The 14,439-nt window shown below is 33.0% G+C and carries 15 protein-coding genes; 9 read left to right on the top strand and 6 right to left on the bottom strand.

Features of this window, described 5'->3' with window-relative positions:
- Positions 1-409: 409 nt before the first annotated feature.
- Complete coding sequence (locus E0F76_RS07725) at positions 410-1,297, top strand: carbon-nitrogen hydrolase (protein ID WP_132003787.1); 888 nt, start codon at positions 410-412, stop codon at positions 1,295-1,297.
- Between the two features lie 273 nt (positions 1,298-1,570).
- Here the strand turns inward: E0F76_RS07725 and E0F76_RS07730 are convergent, their stop codons facing one another.
- From E0F76_RS07730 to E0F76_RS07740, 3 genes are all read right to left on the bottom strand, one after another.
- Positions 1,571-1,939, bottom strand: a complete 369-nt coding sequence (locus E0F76_RS07730; RefSeq protein ID WP_132003790.1) for a helix-turn-helix domain-containing protein — start codon at positions 1,937-1,939, stop codon at positions 1,571-1,573.
- Positions 1,940-1,949: 10 nt separating this feature from the next.
- On the bottom strand, positions 1,950-2,246 hold the full coding sequence (locus tag E0F76_RS07735; RefSeq protein WP_132004025.1) for a type II toxin-antitoxin system HigB family toxin: 297 nt from the start codon (positions 2,244-2,246) through the stop codon (positions 1,950-1,952).
- 445 nt (positions 2,247-2,691) lie between these two features.
- A complete protein-coding gene (locus E0F76_RS07740) occupies positions 2,692-3,333 on the bottom strand; it encodes a DUF2971 domain-containing protein (protein WP_132003793.1) in 642 nt (213 codons plus the stop codon).
- Between the two features lie 452 nt (positions 3,334-3,785).
- On the opposite strand from E0F76_RS07740, the gene E0F76_RS07745 reads away from it, so the two are divergent.
- Complete coding sequence (locus tag E0F76_RS07745) at positions 3,786-4,826, top strand: agmatine deiminase family protein (RefSeq protein WP_132003795.1); 1,041 nt, start codon at positions 3,786-3,788, stop codon at positions 4,824-4,826.
- Positions 4,827-5,094: 268 nt separating this feature from the next.
- Here the strand turns inward: E0F76_RS07745 and E0F76_RS07750 are convergent, their stop codons facing one another.
- Complete coding sequence (locus E0F76_RS07750; RefSeq protein WP_132003798.1) at positions 5,095-7,359, bottom strand: M1 family metallopeptidase; 2,265 nt, start codon at positions 7,357-7,359, stop codon at positions 5,095-5,097.
- Between the two features lie 168 nt (positions 7,360-7,527).
- Between E0F76_RS07750 and E0F76_RS07755 the strand changes: the two genes are divergently transcribed.
- The 3 genes from E0F76_RS07755 (at position 7,528) to E0F76_RS07765 (ending at position 9,634) form a co-directional block, all read left to right on the top strand.
- Complete coding sequence (locus tag E0F76_RS07755) at positions 7,528-8,379, top strand: aldose 1-epimerase family protein (RefSeq protein WP_132003801.1); 852 nt, start codon at positions 7,528-7,530, stop codon at positions 8,377-8,379.
- Between the two features lie 25 nt (positions 8,380-8,404).
- Positions 8,405-8,968, top strand: a complete 564-nt coding sequence (locus E0F76_RS07760) for a GNAT family N-acetyltransferase (RefSeq protein ID WP_132003803.1) — start codon at positions 8,405-8,407, stop codon at positions 8,966-8,968.
- 114 nt (positions 8,969-9,082) lie between these two features.
- The gene (locus tag E0F76_RS07765) at positions 9,083-9,634 is read left to right on the top strand and encodes a DUF3575 domain-containing protein (RefSeq protein ID WP_132003805.1); all 552 of its coding nucleotides are present in this window, start codon (positions 9,083-9,085) and stop codon (positions 9,632-9,634) included.
- Here E0F76_RS07765 and E0F76_RS07770 read toward each other — a convergent pair.
- The gene (locus tag E0F76_RS07770) at positions 9,631-9,873 is read right to left on the bottom strand and encodes a VF530 family protein (protein ID WP_132003807.1); all 243 of its coding nucleotides are present in this window, start codon (positions 9,871-9,873) and stop codon (positions 9,631-9,633) included. The genes E0F76_RS07765 and E0F76_RS07770 overlap by 4 nt on opposite strands.
- 70 nt (positions 9,874-9,943) lie before the next feature.
- On the opposite strand from E0F76_RS07770, the gene smpB reads away from it, so the two are divergent.
- Both smpB and E0F76_RS07780 read left to right on the top strand, forming a co-directional pair.
- Entirely contained in the window at positions 9,944-10,396 is a 453-nt protein-coding gene (gene smpB / locus E0F76_RS07775; RefSeq protein WP_132003810.1) for an SsrA-binding protein SmpB, read from the top strand.
- 97 nt (positions 10,397-10,493) lie between these two features.
- Positions 10,494-11,543 carry a Fic family protein gene (locus E0F76_RS07780; RefSeq protein ID WP_132003813.1) on the top strand — a complete coding sequence of 350 codons (1,050 nt, stop codon included), beginning with the start codon at positions 10,494-10,496 and terminating at the stop codon, positions 11,541-11,543.
- Positions 11,544-11,598: 55 nt separating this feature from the next.
- Here the strand turns inward: E0F76_RS07780 and E0F76_RS07785 are convergent, their stop codons facing one another.
- Entirely contained in the window at positions 11,599-12,240 is a 642-nt protein-coding gene (locus E0F76_RS07785; protein WP_132003815.1) for a protein-L-isoaspartate(D-aspartate) O-methyltransferase, read from the bottom strand.
- A 170-nt stretch (positions 12,241-12,410) separates the two neighbouring features.
- Between E0F76_RS07785 and E0F76_RS07790 the strand changes: the two genes are divergently transcribed.
- Both E0F76_RS07790 and E0F76_RS07795 read left to right on the top strand, forming a co-directional pair.
- The gene (locus E0F76_RS07790) at positions 12,411-13,376 is read left to right on the top strand and encodes a Gfo/Idh/MocA family protein (protein ID WP_132003818.1); all 966 of its coding nucleotides are present in this window, start codon (positions 12,411-12,413) and stop codon (positions 13,374-13,376) included.
- A 175-nt stretch (positions 13,377-13,551) separates the two neighbouring features.
- The gene (locus E0F76_RS07795) at positions 13,552-14,439 is read left to right on the top strand and encodes a 3-hydroxyacyl-CoA dehydrogenase family protein (protein ID WP_132003821.1); all 888 of its coding nucleotides are present in this window, start codon (positions 13,552-13,554) and stop codon (positions 14,437-14,439) included.

Consider the following 14,439-nt stretch of genomic DNA (forward strand, 5'->3'; position numbering starts at 1 on the left):
TAAAAAAGTAATGTGTAACTAAGAGTAAACGTATTTATTTCTATATTCTATGTTACTACTAGGTTTGGGAAGTTATCCTAATTATATAACTTTATAAAAATTAGTGGTCAACTTGAACTTGATTGAAGGACATTACGTTATATGACTTTCCGCTAAGCGGACTAAATTTTCAGCATACAACCTGTTATAAAACTTTACCACGAATTACACTAATTTACACTAATTTTTTTAAAATTAAAACAGGAATTCGTGACAATTAGTGCAATTCGTGGCTGAAATAAATTATTGGTATAAGTAACGGAGTGTCATATAACGTTAAATATTGATAGATTAATAGGTAAATAATTCTATTTCCACTATATTAAACTCCTTATAAAATCACTATTTTTGCACTCTAAATTATTGCCTTATGCCAAACAAAAAATACAAAATAGCTGTTATCCAATTGAATTTGAATGATATTGCCGAAAACAACCTGAAAAAATGCATTAGTTGGGTTCGTGATGCTGCCAATCAAGGAGCCGAAGTCATCTTATTACCTGAATTATATAGCAGTCATTATTTTTGTCAAAGCGAAGATGTCGATAATTTTGCCTTGGCAGAACCATTATACAGCACTTCATTTATTGCTTTTAGTGCCTTGGCCAAAGAATTAGGTGTGGTAATTATTGTTCCTTTCTTCGAAAAAAGAATGGCCGGAATCTACCACAACAGTGCGTACATTATCGATACTGATGGTTCCGAAGCAGGATTGTACCGTAAAATGCATATTCCAGACGATCCCCATTTTTATGAAAAGTTCTATTTCACACCAGGTGATTTAGGCTTTAAAGCTTTTAATACCAACAAAGGAAAAGTGGGCACCCTAATATGTTGGGATCAATGGTATCCAGAAGCCGCTCGATTAACAGCGCTTCAAGGTGCCGAGGTCTTGTTTTACCCAACTGCTATTGGTTGGCATCCACAAGAAAAAGAGCAATACGGCGAGAACCAACACGGCGCTTGGATGAACGTTATGAAAGGGCATGCTGTTGCTAATGGTGTGTATGTTGCCGCTGCCAACCGTATTGGTTTAGAGCACTATTTGCCCGATACCGCCGGAATCCAGTTTTGGGGTTCTTCATTTATCGCGGGTCCACAAGGCGAAATTTTGGCACAAGCCTCACACGATAAAGAAGAAATTCTGATTGCCGAAGTCGATTTGGATCTACAAGAAAACGTACGTCAGAACTGGCCGTTTTTTAGAGATCGTAGAATTGATGCTTTTGGGGATATTACCAAAAGAGCAATTGATTAAAGTTTAAATTGGCACACGGATTTAACGGATAAAACGATTGACACGGATTTTATTAAAAAATAAAAAAAAGGACTATAACGATGTGTTTTAGTCCTTTTTTGTTTTTTTTAGGAGCAGTACAAATGTGCATTTCAATTACCTCTACTCCCGCTATTCGCTACAATATTGTGGTGGCAAAAGCAAAGCCACCACAAGGATTTCCGCTACTATCGGGGCTGATGAGAACGTTAAATTTTCATTAGAATAGTCTCAAAAAGAAAAACAATACATTAACTATTTACTCAATTGATAATTATTTACTAATACAGATGCCGAAATATTTAAAACTCTTTCAAGCTCTCTAATCATGCCTACTGTCAGTCTTTTTTTCTTGCTCAAAATTTCAGAAACGCTGCTTTTGCCTCCAATAATTCCAATTAAATCTTTTTGCTTAATATTCATTTCTTCCATTCTGATTTTAATAGCTTCAATAGGATCAGGAGCTTCAATAGGAAAAAATTGATTTTCATAATTATCTATCAACAAGGATAAAATTTCAGCTTCATCCCCTTCTTTAGTATTAGGAGCAGCATCAAAAATCACTTCAAGTCTTTCAAGCGCTTTTTCGTAATCACTTTCGGTTTTAATAGGTCTAATTTCCATAATTGGTTTTTTAAATTGTGTCAGCATTTATTTTATCATATTCAGCATGTGTGCCAATGAACCTAATAAATGCCCACTGTCTTTCGAAATTGAATTTTACTATGAGTCGGTATGAATTTCCTTTTATATTAAAAACAATCCTACTGTCTTTCAAAATACTTGCATTTATAAACGTTTGTTTGATTTCATTTGGTGAATTCCAATTTGAATTCTTAGCCGTTTCGTACCAAGTCTTCAAATATTGTTCCGCATCGGCGTGCTTTTCCCAAAAGTCTCTCAATGTTTTTTTAGCAATGATTCTTTTCAGATTGTCTAAATATAATGCCAATACAACAATAAGTTCTCGAATTACGAACTTTTATTCAAATAACACTTCGAGTAATCGGATACCATCCTGCAAGGTCTTTTTTTGACCTTGTAGGTATTTAGTTTTATGAGATTTCTTCTTTTTAGTTATCCGCGTTGCAAACGCTACAATTTTACATTTAATTGAATTAGGTACTCGATGCAATCGAGAAAAGTGCAGTGAAATGTCTTTAATTAAAGATCAAATCACCTGTAATTTGTCATTTCGACGAAGGAGAAATCACATTAGTTGCTCATTGTAGTTGCTCTCGTTATGTGATTTCTCCCGTTGGTCGAAATGACAAAACAACCCTTATTAATTATTACCTTTTGGAAAAACATAGCACACTTCAAATCCATTTTCAAGAACGTTTATTTTTAAGGAACACTTGGAGCAGCTTTTATTATTATTTGATAATTATTTCAGTAAATACTAATTTTCCAAGAGTTGTTGGTTTTTCAAGTCTATAAACACCTACATCATCATAATTTTCTTTAACCGCTTTATATACTTTGTTTATATAGTCAAGCTCTGCATTATATCCAAAAATAACATTTCTTAACGCACTTTTATTAAAATGCGATTTACCTTTAAAATCTTTAAGCAAACGAATTTCTTTTTCATATCCCCAACTCTTTTCTTTTCTAAAAAATATTTTCCCTAATTCATCCGCATCCGATATAGGTGAAAACTCTATCTGACTTAAGTTCTCTTGATAACGAATAGGGCCTAAAAAATTAAAAAAATCTTTATCATTTTCACTATTGAATTGCAAACATATACCTTTATGATTATTCGAATAATTTGCCCAAAGAGGCATATTCATAATATACATTGAAAAACAAGCTACACCAAATTCTAAAATCAAATCTGCTACTTTTCCTTGAGCAAATTTATAGAGTGATTCATTATTATAGTTAACGAGAAAATTTTCTTTACTTTTTTTATTAATTAAATTTTCAGAAATCAACTTGTAATATTTTTCAATTTCTTTAGGATCTTCACTTAATTTAACTAAATCTGGACTGGAATCAAACGGATCATTCAAAGAATTTCAATCCGCAAAAAAAATATAATTATTAATTATTTCATCTATTGTTCTATCAGTATTTGGTCTAAATCTGAAAATGTAAGGTCTTCCAGCTGTTATTATTTCATCATTCATTCTTCGATAATTTTAAACTTGAATACAAACTCAAATATATAAAATCCCCCTCACAAATCCCCTTCTCAACAAATGATTATTCTCACAATCCCAACTCCCCTAGCCTTGATAGCAGTGGAAAGCGTATGAAGGGAGACCATTACTTTTTCTGGCTTTAGCAGAGCGACCAGAGGAAGCTCCTGCTAGAGCTTAGAAAAAGAATGGGAAACCGAATACCTTGTAGCGAAGTGCTGGATTAAGCTCCTAAAAATTATAAACCTCATTTATCAAACATCCATTTTTATAATCCTCGCGAATGCTTATATTTGCTGTCATCAAATTTTAGCTTCGTTTTTATGACTACTACAAACAGACGTTTCCCTGCTGAATGGGAAAAACAAGAAGGAATTTTATTGTGTTTTCCGCATAATGGCAACGATTGGCCCGGAAAATATGAGGCGATTCAGTGGGCTTTTGTAGAATTCATCAAAAAAGTCGCCACATATGAATCTGTTTTTCTGGTTGTTGCCGATGAGAACCTTCAAGACAAAGTGAGTGGTCTGCTCGAAATGGCGGCCGTTAATTTGGACAAAGTATCTTTTATCATTCATAAAACGAACCGTTCATGGATGCGAGATTCGGGTCCGATTATCGTGAAAAACGGCAATAAAAGAGAGGCCTTGAACTTTAATTTTAATGGCTGGGCAAAATACAAAAACATCAATCTTGACAAGCATGTTCCTGCGAAAGTGGCCGATTTTCTGAAACTACCACTTACCCAAGTGATGTACAAAGGCAAGCCAGTAATTGTTGAAGGTGGCGCCATAGACGTTAATGGTCGTGGTACGTTATTGACATCTGAAGAATGTTTGTTGCATCCTGATATTCAGGTTCGGAACCCGAATTTTACCAAAGAAGATTACGAAGCTGTTTTTAAGGAATACTTAGGAATTACCAACGTTATTTGGTTAGGAGACGGCATTGAAGGCGATGATACTCATGGTCATATTGATGATCTGGCTCGGTTTGTAAACGAAGATACTATTGTTACCATCATAGAAACGGATGTCAACGATGCCAATTATAAGCCTTTGCAAGACAATTTGAAGCGCTTGCAAAACGCAAAATTAGAAAATGGTGCTTCGCCGGTAATAGTTAGTTTGCCGATGCCTAAGAAATTGATTTTTGATGGGATTCGAATTCCAGCGAGTTATGCTAATTTTTTGATTTTGAATCAGTGTGTTTTGGTTCCTACTTTTAACGATCCCAACGATAGAAAAGCTTTGAATATCTTGGCAGAATGTTTCCCTGATCGAGAAATTATTGGCATTAGTGCGATTGATCTGATATGGGGTTTTGGGACCTTACATTGCTTGAGTCAGCAGATACCGGAGTAGTTTTTTGAGCCACAGCTTGTTTTTTTGGACAATCATTCTACGGATTAAACTTATTTGCACGGATTTTTTCTTTGAAGACTTTTACAATCTGCGAAGTCGAGTGCTTCTTTTTTTAGACACGAATTGCACAAATTAGCACGAATCATTATTTTGATCACAGATTAAACCGATTAAACGAATTGGCACCGATAAGTTTGTTCTTATAAAATAAAAAAGCACCAACATTTATTTCTAAAACGTTGGTGCTTGTTTGATTAAATTTTATAGGTTATTCTCTAGTATAGTTAATTTTATTACCATCATCCCAAATCAAATCAAAACTGTTTTTATTTTCAGCAAATTGAAATGTTAGACCCGAAGCTTTTGATTCGAAAGTATTATTATCTATATATTCAATAGTAAATTTTGGAAAGTCTTTCATTTCAACATTGATAACTCCTTTTTTTAATGATAATACAAAGGTTCCAATATATTTATTATTAGAATAAGTCCCTAAATAGCCTTTTAAATCGATGTCTTTTTCGATTTTCCCAGTAGCTGAATTCCAACTATTATTACTTTCGTTGTTATCCGGTAGAATATGATCAGGATCAATAATAATACTTTCTATTTCCTCAGTAGAATTATGCTTAAAAGTCCATTCCTCATTTCTTTGCCAGATTTCAACTGGTAATTGAATCCGTGTTGTTTTCCCACTTTTGGTTTTAATCTCTAAAGTCACTGGCATTGCCATTTTCTCGAAATTTTCTATTGTGATATACACACCCTTTGTAGGATCATTGTTTACATATTTTATCGCATTTACACCTTGATCCAATTGCCAATTATTGACAAACCAAGCTCTCCAAAACCAGCCTAAATCTTCACCAGATGCATTTTCCATGGTGCGAAAAAAGTCGTCGGGAGCTGGATGCTTGTACGCCCAACGTTCTATATAGGTTCGAAAAGCAAAATCAAAACGTTCGGGACCTAAAATTTGTTCTCTTAACAATGTTAAAGCAGTACTAGGTTTATAATAAGACAAAATACCTATATTGGCTTCTTTCATATTATCAGGAGAACTCATAATTGGCTCTAGACTAGGGTTGGTAAAGTTTTTTGAATAAAGATGAAGATCTCTATTTTCTTTTTTATATTCTCCATTATTAAAATCATTCCAACTAATGGAATTAATAAATGTATTGAATCCTTCATCCATCCAGGCATACAAACGTTCGTTGGATCCCACAATCATTGGAAACCAAATATGGCCAAATTCGTGATCGGTAACACTCCATAAATCTTTACCTTTATCCTTGTAATCCGAAAAAGACATCGCGGGATATTCCATTCCTGATACAATACCCGCTACATTAGTTGCGGTTTTATAAGGATATTCGAACCATCTTTTGGAATAATTTTCAATCGCTGCTTTAACATATTCAGTAGAGCGTCCCCAAGCGTCCATGCCGTCACTTTCGATTGGATAAACAGAAATGGCCAAAGATTTTTTTCCGCTTGGCAAATTAATTCTTGCCCCATCAACAATAAATGAAGCCGATGATGCCCATGCTATATCTCTAGAATTATTTAATTTAAATCGCCATGTTTTAGTTGTTTTTGGATTCGTAGTGGCATTTTCTATAACTTCTTCTTTAGAACGTATGATAACCGTTTTGTCACTTTGAGAAGCTGTTACAAAACGATTTTGTTCTTTTAAAGATAACACTTCCGATTTATTCACTAATTCACCTGAACAAACAACAAATTGGTTGGAAGGAACAGTAATGGCAACGTCAAAATCACCATATTCAAGATAAAATTCCGAAGCTCCAAGATAAGGATTGGTATTCCACCCCCGAATGTCGTCATATACACACATTCTTGGATACCATTGAGCCATTGTAAAGACTTTACCGTTTTTTGTTTCTAAAACTCCCATTCTATCTGATCCTTCTTTGGGAGAAATAAAGGAGTATTCAATTTTAAGTTTGACTATTCCTCCTTTTGATTTCAATTCTTGAGGTAGAAAAACCTGCATTCTAGTTTCATAGATACTGTATTTCACGTCTGTCTCTGTTGATTTTCCTTTAGAAGTTGTAACAATTTTTACGGACTTGATTTTATTTCCTCCATCAAAAACTTGACCTTGAGCTCCATTTCTACTGCCACTGATAGGTATGATTGCATTTCCTCGAGAATTGTCTTTGAATAAATTTTGTTCCAAATACATCCATAAAAAATTCATATTATCAGGACTATTGTTGGTATAAGTTATAATAACTTTGCTTGAAATTTCATTATCTGCATCGTTTAGCTCAGCTGATAACTTATAATCTGCTTTATTTTTCCAGTATTCAACTCCAGGTTGACCACTAACGGAGCGGGTTTTCGAACCGTCATTAGAATAAAAATAGGGGCCGAAAGCAGCATAATAATCATAATTTGACACTTTCTTAATCGGTGCTAAAACTGGAGATTGTTGAGACCATAATGAACTAACAAACAATAATAAAAGGAATTGCAAAGTAAAGGTGAAATGATATTTTTTCATTATTAAAAAATTTTCAACAAATAAATGAAAAATAAAGTAAACAGTACAAAAAACGGATTAAATTTGACATAATTTTAGTAATTCTATTGATTTGATTCCTAATAATTCAATAAAAATTCAGAAATTTGGTTTCTATTCTTAATATTTTAATACTAATACAGAGTTATTTTGACTACAAAAATTTCAAATTCAAATGTAACGGCTCAAATAAATCATGTAGGAGCTGAATTATTTTCTATAAAAAACAAAGAAAATAAAGAATTCATGTGGGAAGGAAATCCTAAATTTTGGGGTAAACATTCTCCAGTTCTATTTCCAATAGTGGGCACATTAAAAAACAATTCTTATTCCTATAACGGAATCGATTACCAATTGGCTCGTCATGGTTTTGCTAGAGATATGGTTTTTGAAGTAGTACAAAAAAATAAAAACAGTGTCATTTTTTCATTAAATTCATCAGAAGAAACAAGAAAAACATACCCGTTTGAGTTTGAACTGCAAATCATTTATACTTTGATTGAAAACAGTCTTATGGTAGAATATAAAGTTTTTAATAAAGGAAATACTATAATGCCGTTTTCTATTGGAGCCCATCCGGCCTTTGCTTTAGATGGAAATTTCGAAAAATACTCTCTTGAATTTGAAAAGGAAGAAAATTTAGAATATTTCCTTTTAGAAAATGATCTGATTGCTAATAAAAAGAAACAATTGGAACTGAAAAATAAAAAAATTAATTTAAACTATCAATTATTTGAAAACGACGCCTTAATTTTCAAAACACTAGAATCAAATTCAATCACAATTTTAGAAAATTTAAAACCATTTTTGAAAGTCACTTTTGAAGATTTTCCTAGTTTAGGACTTTGGACGAAAATTGACGCTTCTTTTATTTGTATAGAACCGTGGTTTGGATATTCTGATACAAACGAACATTTCGGAAATCTTTTTGAAAAAGAAGGGATTCAAGTACTGAGTGAAAATGACATTTTCAATTCGAAATTTAGCATTGAAATTCTATAATTAAACTATAAAACAAGCAAATAAAATGGTGAGCATATCCTTTAATCCATTTCCAAATCTCGAAACCGAACGTCTTTATTTACGCCGGATTGTAAAAGAGGATGTAAATGAAATTTTTGCACTTCGGTCCAATAAGGAAATCATGAAATACGTACCTAGACCTATAGCAAAAAGCAATGAAGAGGCAATGGAACATATCACTTTGCTTGAAGAAAAACTTAAAACCAATGAAGGCATAAATTGGGCAATTACTTTAAAAAGCGATCCAAAACTGATTGGAATTATTGGCCATTTTAATATAAAACCCGAACATTATAGGTCTGAAATTGGGTATATGTTACTTCCAGAATATCATGGAAAAGGTATCATTTCTGAAGCCGTAAAAAAAGTTGTTAAATATGGATTTATAGAGATGAAACTGCATTCGATAGCAGCCATAATCGATCCCGAAAATTTAGCTTCCGAAAAAGTGTTGCAAAAAAACGGATTTATCAAGGAGGCTCATTTAAAAGAAAATGAATTTTATCAAGGTCGTTTTGTAGATACTGTAATCTATTCTCTTTTGAATAAGCACTTCTCCTACCCTTAATTCTTATTCATTTTTAGACTAAAACAACAAATTAATTCATCCAATTATTTCTATATTTGCTAGCGAAACATGTGAAAATTCTTAATGAACAATATACCGTAAATTATAAATTATATGAAAAAACCACTTATCATCTTTTTTCTTTTACTTTCGATTTTTTCACAAAGTCAAACCTACATAAAAGTAAATGCATTTACAACTTTGTTAACAATTCCAAATGTAGGTTTAGAAACCAGTATTGGAAAAAAATCCACTCTGCAATTTGATGTATTAACCTCATTTTGGAAAGATTTACAAGGAGTTCCAATGGAATTTTACAGCTTCACTTCTGAATATAGATACCATTTTCATGAAAATTACAATGGATTTTATCTTGGAGGACATATTGGTTTTTCCAGTTTTAATCTTCAAAAATGGCAATATATCCATTCAAATTATGCAGAAAAAGGTATTGGATACTTTATGGGAGCAACAATTGGTTTTCAAAAAAAGATAAATAACCGATTTATGTTAGACTGTTTTGTAGGTGGAGGAAGTCACCAAGCTTTCTATAAGGGCTATGCAATTAGTACTGGTGAACGTGTTGACAAAGCAGAACATTACAACAAAAGTGGTGAATGGTTACCATACAGAGGTGGCGTTATGGTTTCCTACCGAATTAATTAGATACTATTGATTTTAGGAAGTGTTTTAATGTATAATTCTTCTACTTTTTTTCTTGCCCAATCCGTTTTTCTTAAAAACGTTAAACTCGATTTGATACTTGGTTTGTCTGTGAAACATTTAATTTTTATTAATTCACTCAAAGTATCAAACCCATAATAAGTAACGAGTTGTTCTAGAATTGATTGAAGTGTAATTCCGTGAAGTGGATCTTTTGAAACTGGTTTAATTGGGTTTTCCATATGGCAAATTTAAGGCTTTTATATTTATTTTTTTGGTGTTTCATCCATTTGTAATTACATTTGTCCTTCTATGCTAAAAACAATCAACATACTTAATAAAAGAGCTCGATTCGATTATGAAATAATCGAAAAATTTACTGCTGGAATCGTTTTGGCTGGAACGGAAATAAAATCTATCCGTCTAGGAAAAGCAAATATAACTGAAAGTTTTTGTGAGTTCAGTGGCACGGAGCTTTTTGCAATTAATACCTACATTGAAGAATATGCTTTTGGAAATCAATTCAATCATAAATCAAGAAGTGAACGCAAACTTTTGCTTAATAAGCGAGAATTAAAAAGTTTAGCTAGAAGTGTACAAGCAAAAGGATTAACAATTGTCCCTTTAAAATTGTTTACCAACGAAAAAGGGATGGCAAAACTTGAAATTGGCCTTTGCCGAGGAAAGAAAACCTACGATAAAAGAGAATCCCTAAAAGAACAAGATACCAAAAGAGATCTTGATAGAATAAAAAAAGCTTTTTAAATACAAGATCCACAACTAGATTTGAAAAAATTTACTTGTGGTTTTTTATATTTAAATTTTATGACCAAATATGTCAAGACAATTAATACATATAAAAATGAAAACACTACTCAAAAATGCAAGAGAACAAAAAGGTTTAAAAACCAGAGAAGTGGCGCAACTTTTAAGGATTGACCAAGCCTTAATCAGCAAGTTTGAAAATGGTTCCAGAAAACCAACCAAAGATCAAGTTGTTAAATTGGCCTCTTTATTAGCTATCGATTATGAAACCCTCTTGGTGGCTTGGCTTAAAGAGAAAATCCTTAATGAAATAGGACAGGATGAATTTGCCTTGAAAGCAATGGATATGGTTCGGGAAGAGATTCAAAATAACTATAACACGATAAAAAAATCACTATCAAAAAACTTGACATCTATTCTTGATGAAATTGATATTCTTAAATCAAAGTTGGATAAATTTCCAAAATTTGATAGTGATAGAATCACTCAAGCTTTAGAACTGGAATATACTTTTGAAAGCAACCGCATCGAAGGAAATACACTAACACTTCTCGAAACTGATTTGGTAATCAATGAAGGCTTAACTATTTCGGGTAAAAGCATGCGAGAGCATTTGGAAGCAATAAACCACCATGAAGCAATTGCCTATATCAAGCATTTGATAGACAAAAATAATGCCCTAAATGAACAAGAAGTGTTATCTATTCATAACTTAATATTACGAGGAATTAAACCAAATGACGCTGGTCGATATCGTCAGACACAAGTAATGATCAAAGGCAGTTCGTATATGCCACCGCAACCTTTTTTGGTTTCCAAAGAAATGGAAGATTTTTTTATTTGGTATGAAACCAATAAAAACAACTTGCATCCCATTGTTTTGGCAGCAGAACTTCACGAGCGCCTATTGACTATTCATCCATTTATAGATGGAAACGGAAGAACTTCTCGCTTGGTAATGAATCTTATTTTATTACAAAATGGATATGTAATTACCAATATAAAAGGCGATTACGAAACCCGAATGCGATATTACAATTCCCTAGAAACTGCTCAAACAAAAAACAACAAAGAAGATTTTCTGTTATTTATTGCCCAAAATGAAAAAGAAAGTTTGGCTCGTTATCTAGAAATTATTGGTCAATAAAAAATCCCGTCTAGTCCTAAAAGGATACGGGATATTGGTTTATATACTCTGAATATTAATTTTTATTTTCTAATAAAGGTACAAATCTAAAATCACCAAACTCATGTTTCTCGAATTGGGTTTCATTTTTTCTAATTAGTAAGGTCATTATTTGTTTTTCTTCACCAAGAGGAATGACCAACCTTCCTCCTATTTTTAATTGCGCCATCAAAGCTTGTGGAATTATTGGAGCACCAGCCGTTACAATTATGCTATCAAATGGCGCATGACCTGGCAATCCTTTATAGCCATCACCAAAAGAAAGATGTTTGGGGCGTATTCCTAATTTAGGTAATAAAGCTGATGTTTGTTTAAATAGTTCATTTTGCCTTTCAACACTATACACTTTAGCTCCCATCAAACATAAAACTGCTGTTTGATACCCTGAACCTGTTCCAATTTCGAGTATTTTTTGTTCTTTTTTAACTTCTAATAATTGACTTTGAAATGCCACTGTATAAGGTTGAGAAATAGTTTGTCCAGCTCCAATTGGAAAAGCTTTATCCTGATAAGCATAATCAGCAAAACTAGAATTCAAAAAAAGATGTCTTGGAATTTTACTTATTGCTTTCAAAACATTTTTATCAGTAATCCCTTTTTCTTTTAAAAGGCTTACTAATTGATTGCGAAGGCCTTGATGTTTGGAGGTGTCTTTCAAAATTTAAGTGAATTTATTTTGGTAAAAATAAGAAAGAAATTGCTATTATAAATATTGAATTTTAAATTTTATAGTATTAAATATTTATCAATTTGCAAAGGATAAAAATTAAATTGCGAACTGTCGAAGCAATTATTAATTTATTGCTATTTTTGTTAAAAATACATTTTATGCTAAAAGTAGGGGTTTTAGGTGCAGGACATCTTGGAAAAATACATTTACGATTATTACAACAATCTGAAAAATATGAATTGGTTGGTTTTTATGACGAAAACCAAGAAAATGGAGCAAAAGTTGCCAATGAATTTGGATACAAACAATTCTCGACTATTGCGACTTTAATCCATGCTGTAGATGTAATTGACATTGTTACCCCAACTCTTTCGCATTATAAATGTGCCAAAGTTGCTATCAAATCAGGAAAACACGTTTTTATTGAAAAACCTATTTCAAATACCGTAGCTGAAGCCGAAGAAATAATTGCTTTGGCAATTGAATATAAGGTAAAAGGTCAAGTAGGTCATGTCGAAAGATTCAATCCCGCTTTTAAAGCTACCAAGGATATGATCGAAAACCCGATGTTTATTGAAACCCATCGTTTGGCCGAATTCAATCCTCGTGGTACTGATGTTCCAGTGGTTTTAGATTTAATGATCCACGATATTGACGCTATTTTAAGCGTAGTTAATTCGAAAGTAAAAAACATACATGCCAGTGGAGTTTCTGTAATTAGTGATACACCAGATATTGCCAATGCTAGAATTGAGTTCGAAAATGGATGTGTAGCGAATTTAACAGCCAGTCGGATTTCCCTGAAAAACATGCGAAAATCCCGTTTCTTCCAAAAAGACGCCTACATCTCGGTAGATTTCTTGGAGAAAAAATGCGAGGTTGTAAAAATGAAAGATGCTCCCGAAATTCCTGGAGATTTTGATATGATTTTACAAAATGCTGAGGGTGTGAAAAAACAAATCTACTTCTCCAATCCTGATGTCGAGCAAAACAATGCCATTCTAGACGAATTGGATTCCTTTGCCGATGCTATTAACAACAACTCAACTCCAGTGGTAACTTTAGAACAAGCTACAGAAGCCTTGCGTGTAGCCTATCAAATTATTGATTGTTTTAAAAAGTAATAAAATTAGTTTAAAGTTTAAAGTTACTCGAGAGTACTTTAAACTTTAAACTAAAATCCATGAAATGAGTATAACGGAAATGTGATGCAAAAACCGATGAAGTTATATGCGACCCGAGCTTCCGAACAGGCGAAGCAATTACATATTCCTTTATAAAAACTAATATTATCAACATATGAAAATTATAGCCGTAATCGGAGCTGGAACTATGGGCAATGGTATAGCACATACTTTTGCACAAAGTGGTTTCACCGTAAAACTGATCGATGTATCCGAAAAGTCATTGGATTCGGGAATGGCAACTATATTTACGAATTTAGATCGTATGGTTGCTAAAGGAACCATTACCGAAGGAGACAAATTCAAAACCATCAGTAATATAATTACCTATACCGATTTAAAAGATGGTGTTACAGGCGTTGATTTAGTTGTTGAAGCAGCCACTGAAAATGTAGAATTAAAACTAAATATCTTCAAGCAATTGAACGAGATTTGTTCTCATAACACAATTTTCGCAACAAATACCTCTTCCATTTCTATTACACAAATTGGAGCTGTTGTAGCGCATCCAGAACGTGTAATTGGGATGCATTTTATGAATCCTGTACCGATTATGAAATTAGTCGAAATTATCCGCGGCTACAATACGAGTGATGAAGTGACGAAAATCATTATGGATTTATCCGAAAAACTGGGAAAAACTCCCGTTGAAGCCAATGATTATCCAGGTTTTGTGGCCAACAGAATTTTGATGCCCATGATTAACGAAGCAATTGAAACATTATACAACAAAGTAGCTGGCGTTTACGAAATTGATACCGTGATGAAACTCGGAATGGGACACCCAATGGGACCTTTGCAATTAGCCGATTTCATTGGATTGGATGTCTGCTTGGCAATTCTTAACGTGATGTACGACGGCTTTAAAAACTCAAAATATGCTCCTTGTCCGTTATTGGTCAACATGGTCCGAGCTGGAAAATTAGGAGTGAAATCTGGTGAAGGTTTCTATGATTATGGTGAAAGTAAAAAAGCAGAGAAAATCTCAAAACAGTTTGTATAA

The organism is Flavobacterium cellulosilyticum, assembly GCF_004349355.1.
GTDB lineage: Bacteria > Bacteroidota > Bacteroidia > Flavobacteriales > Flavobacteriaceae > Flavobacterium > Flavobacterium cellulosilyticum.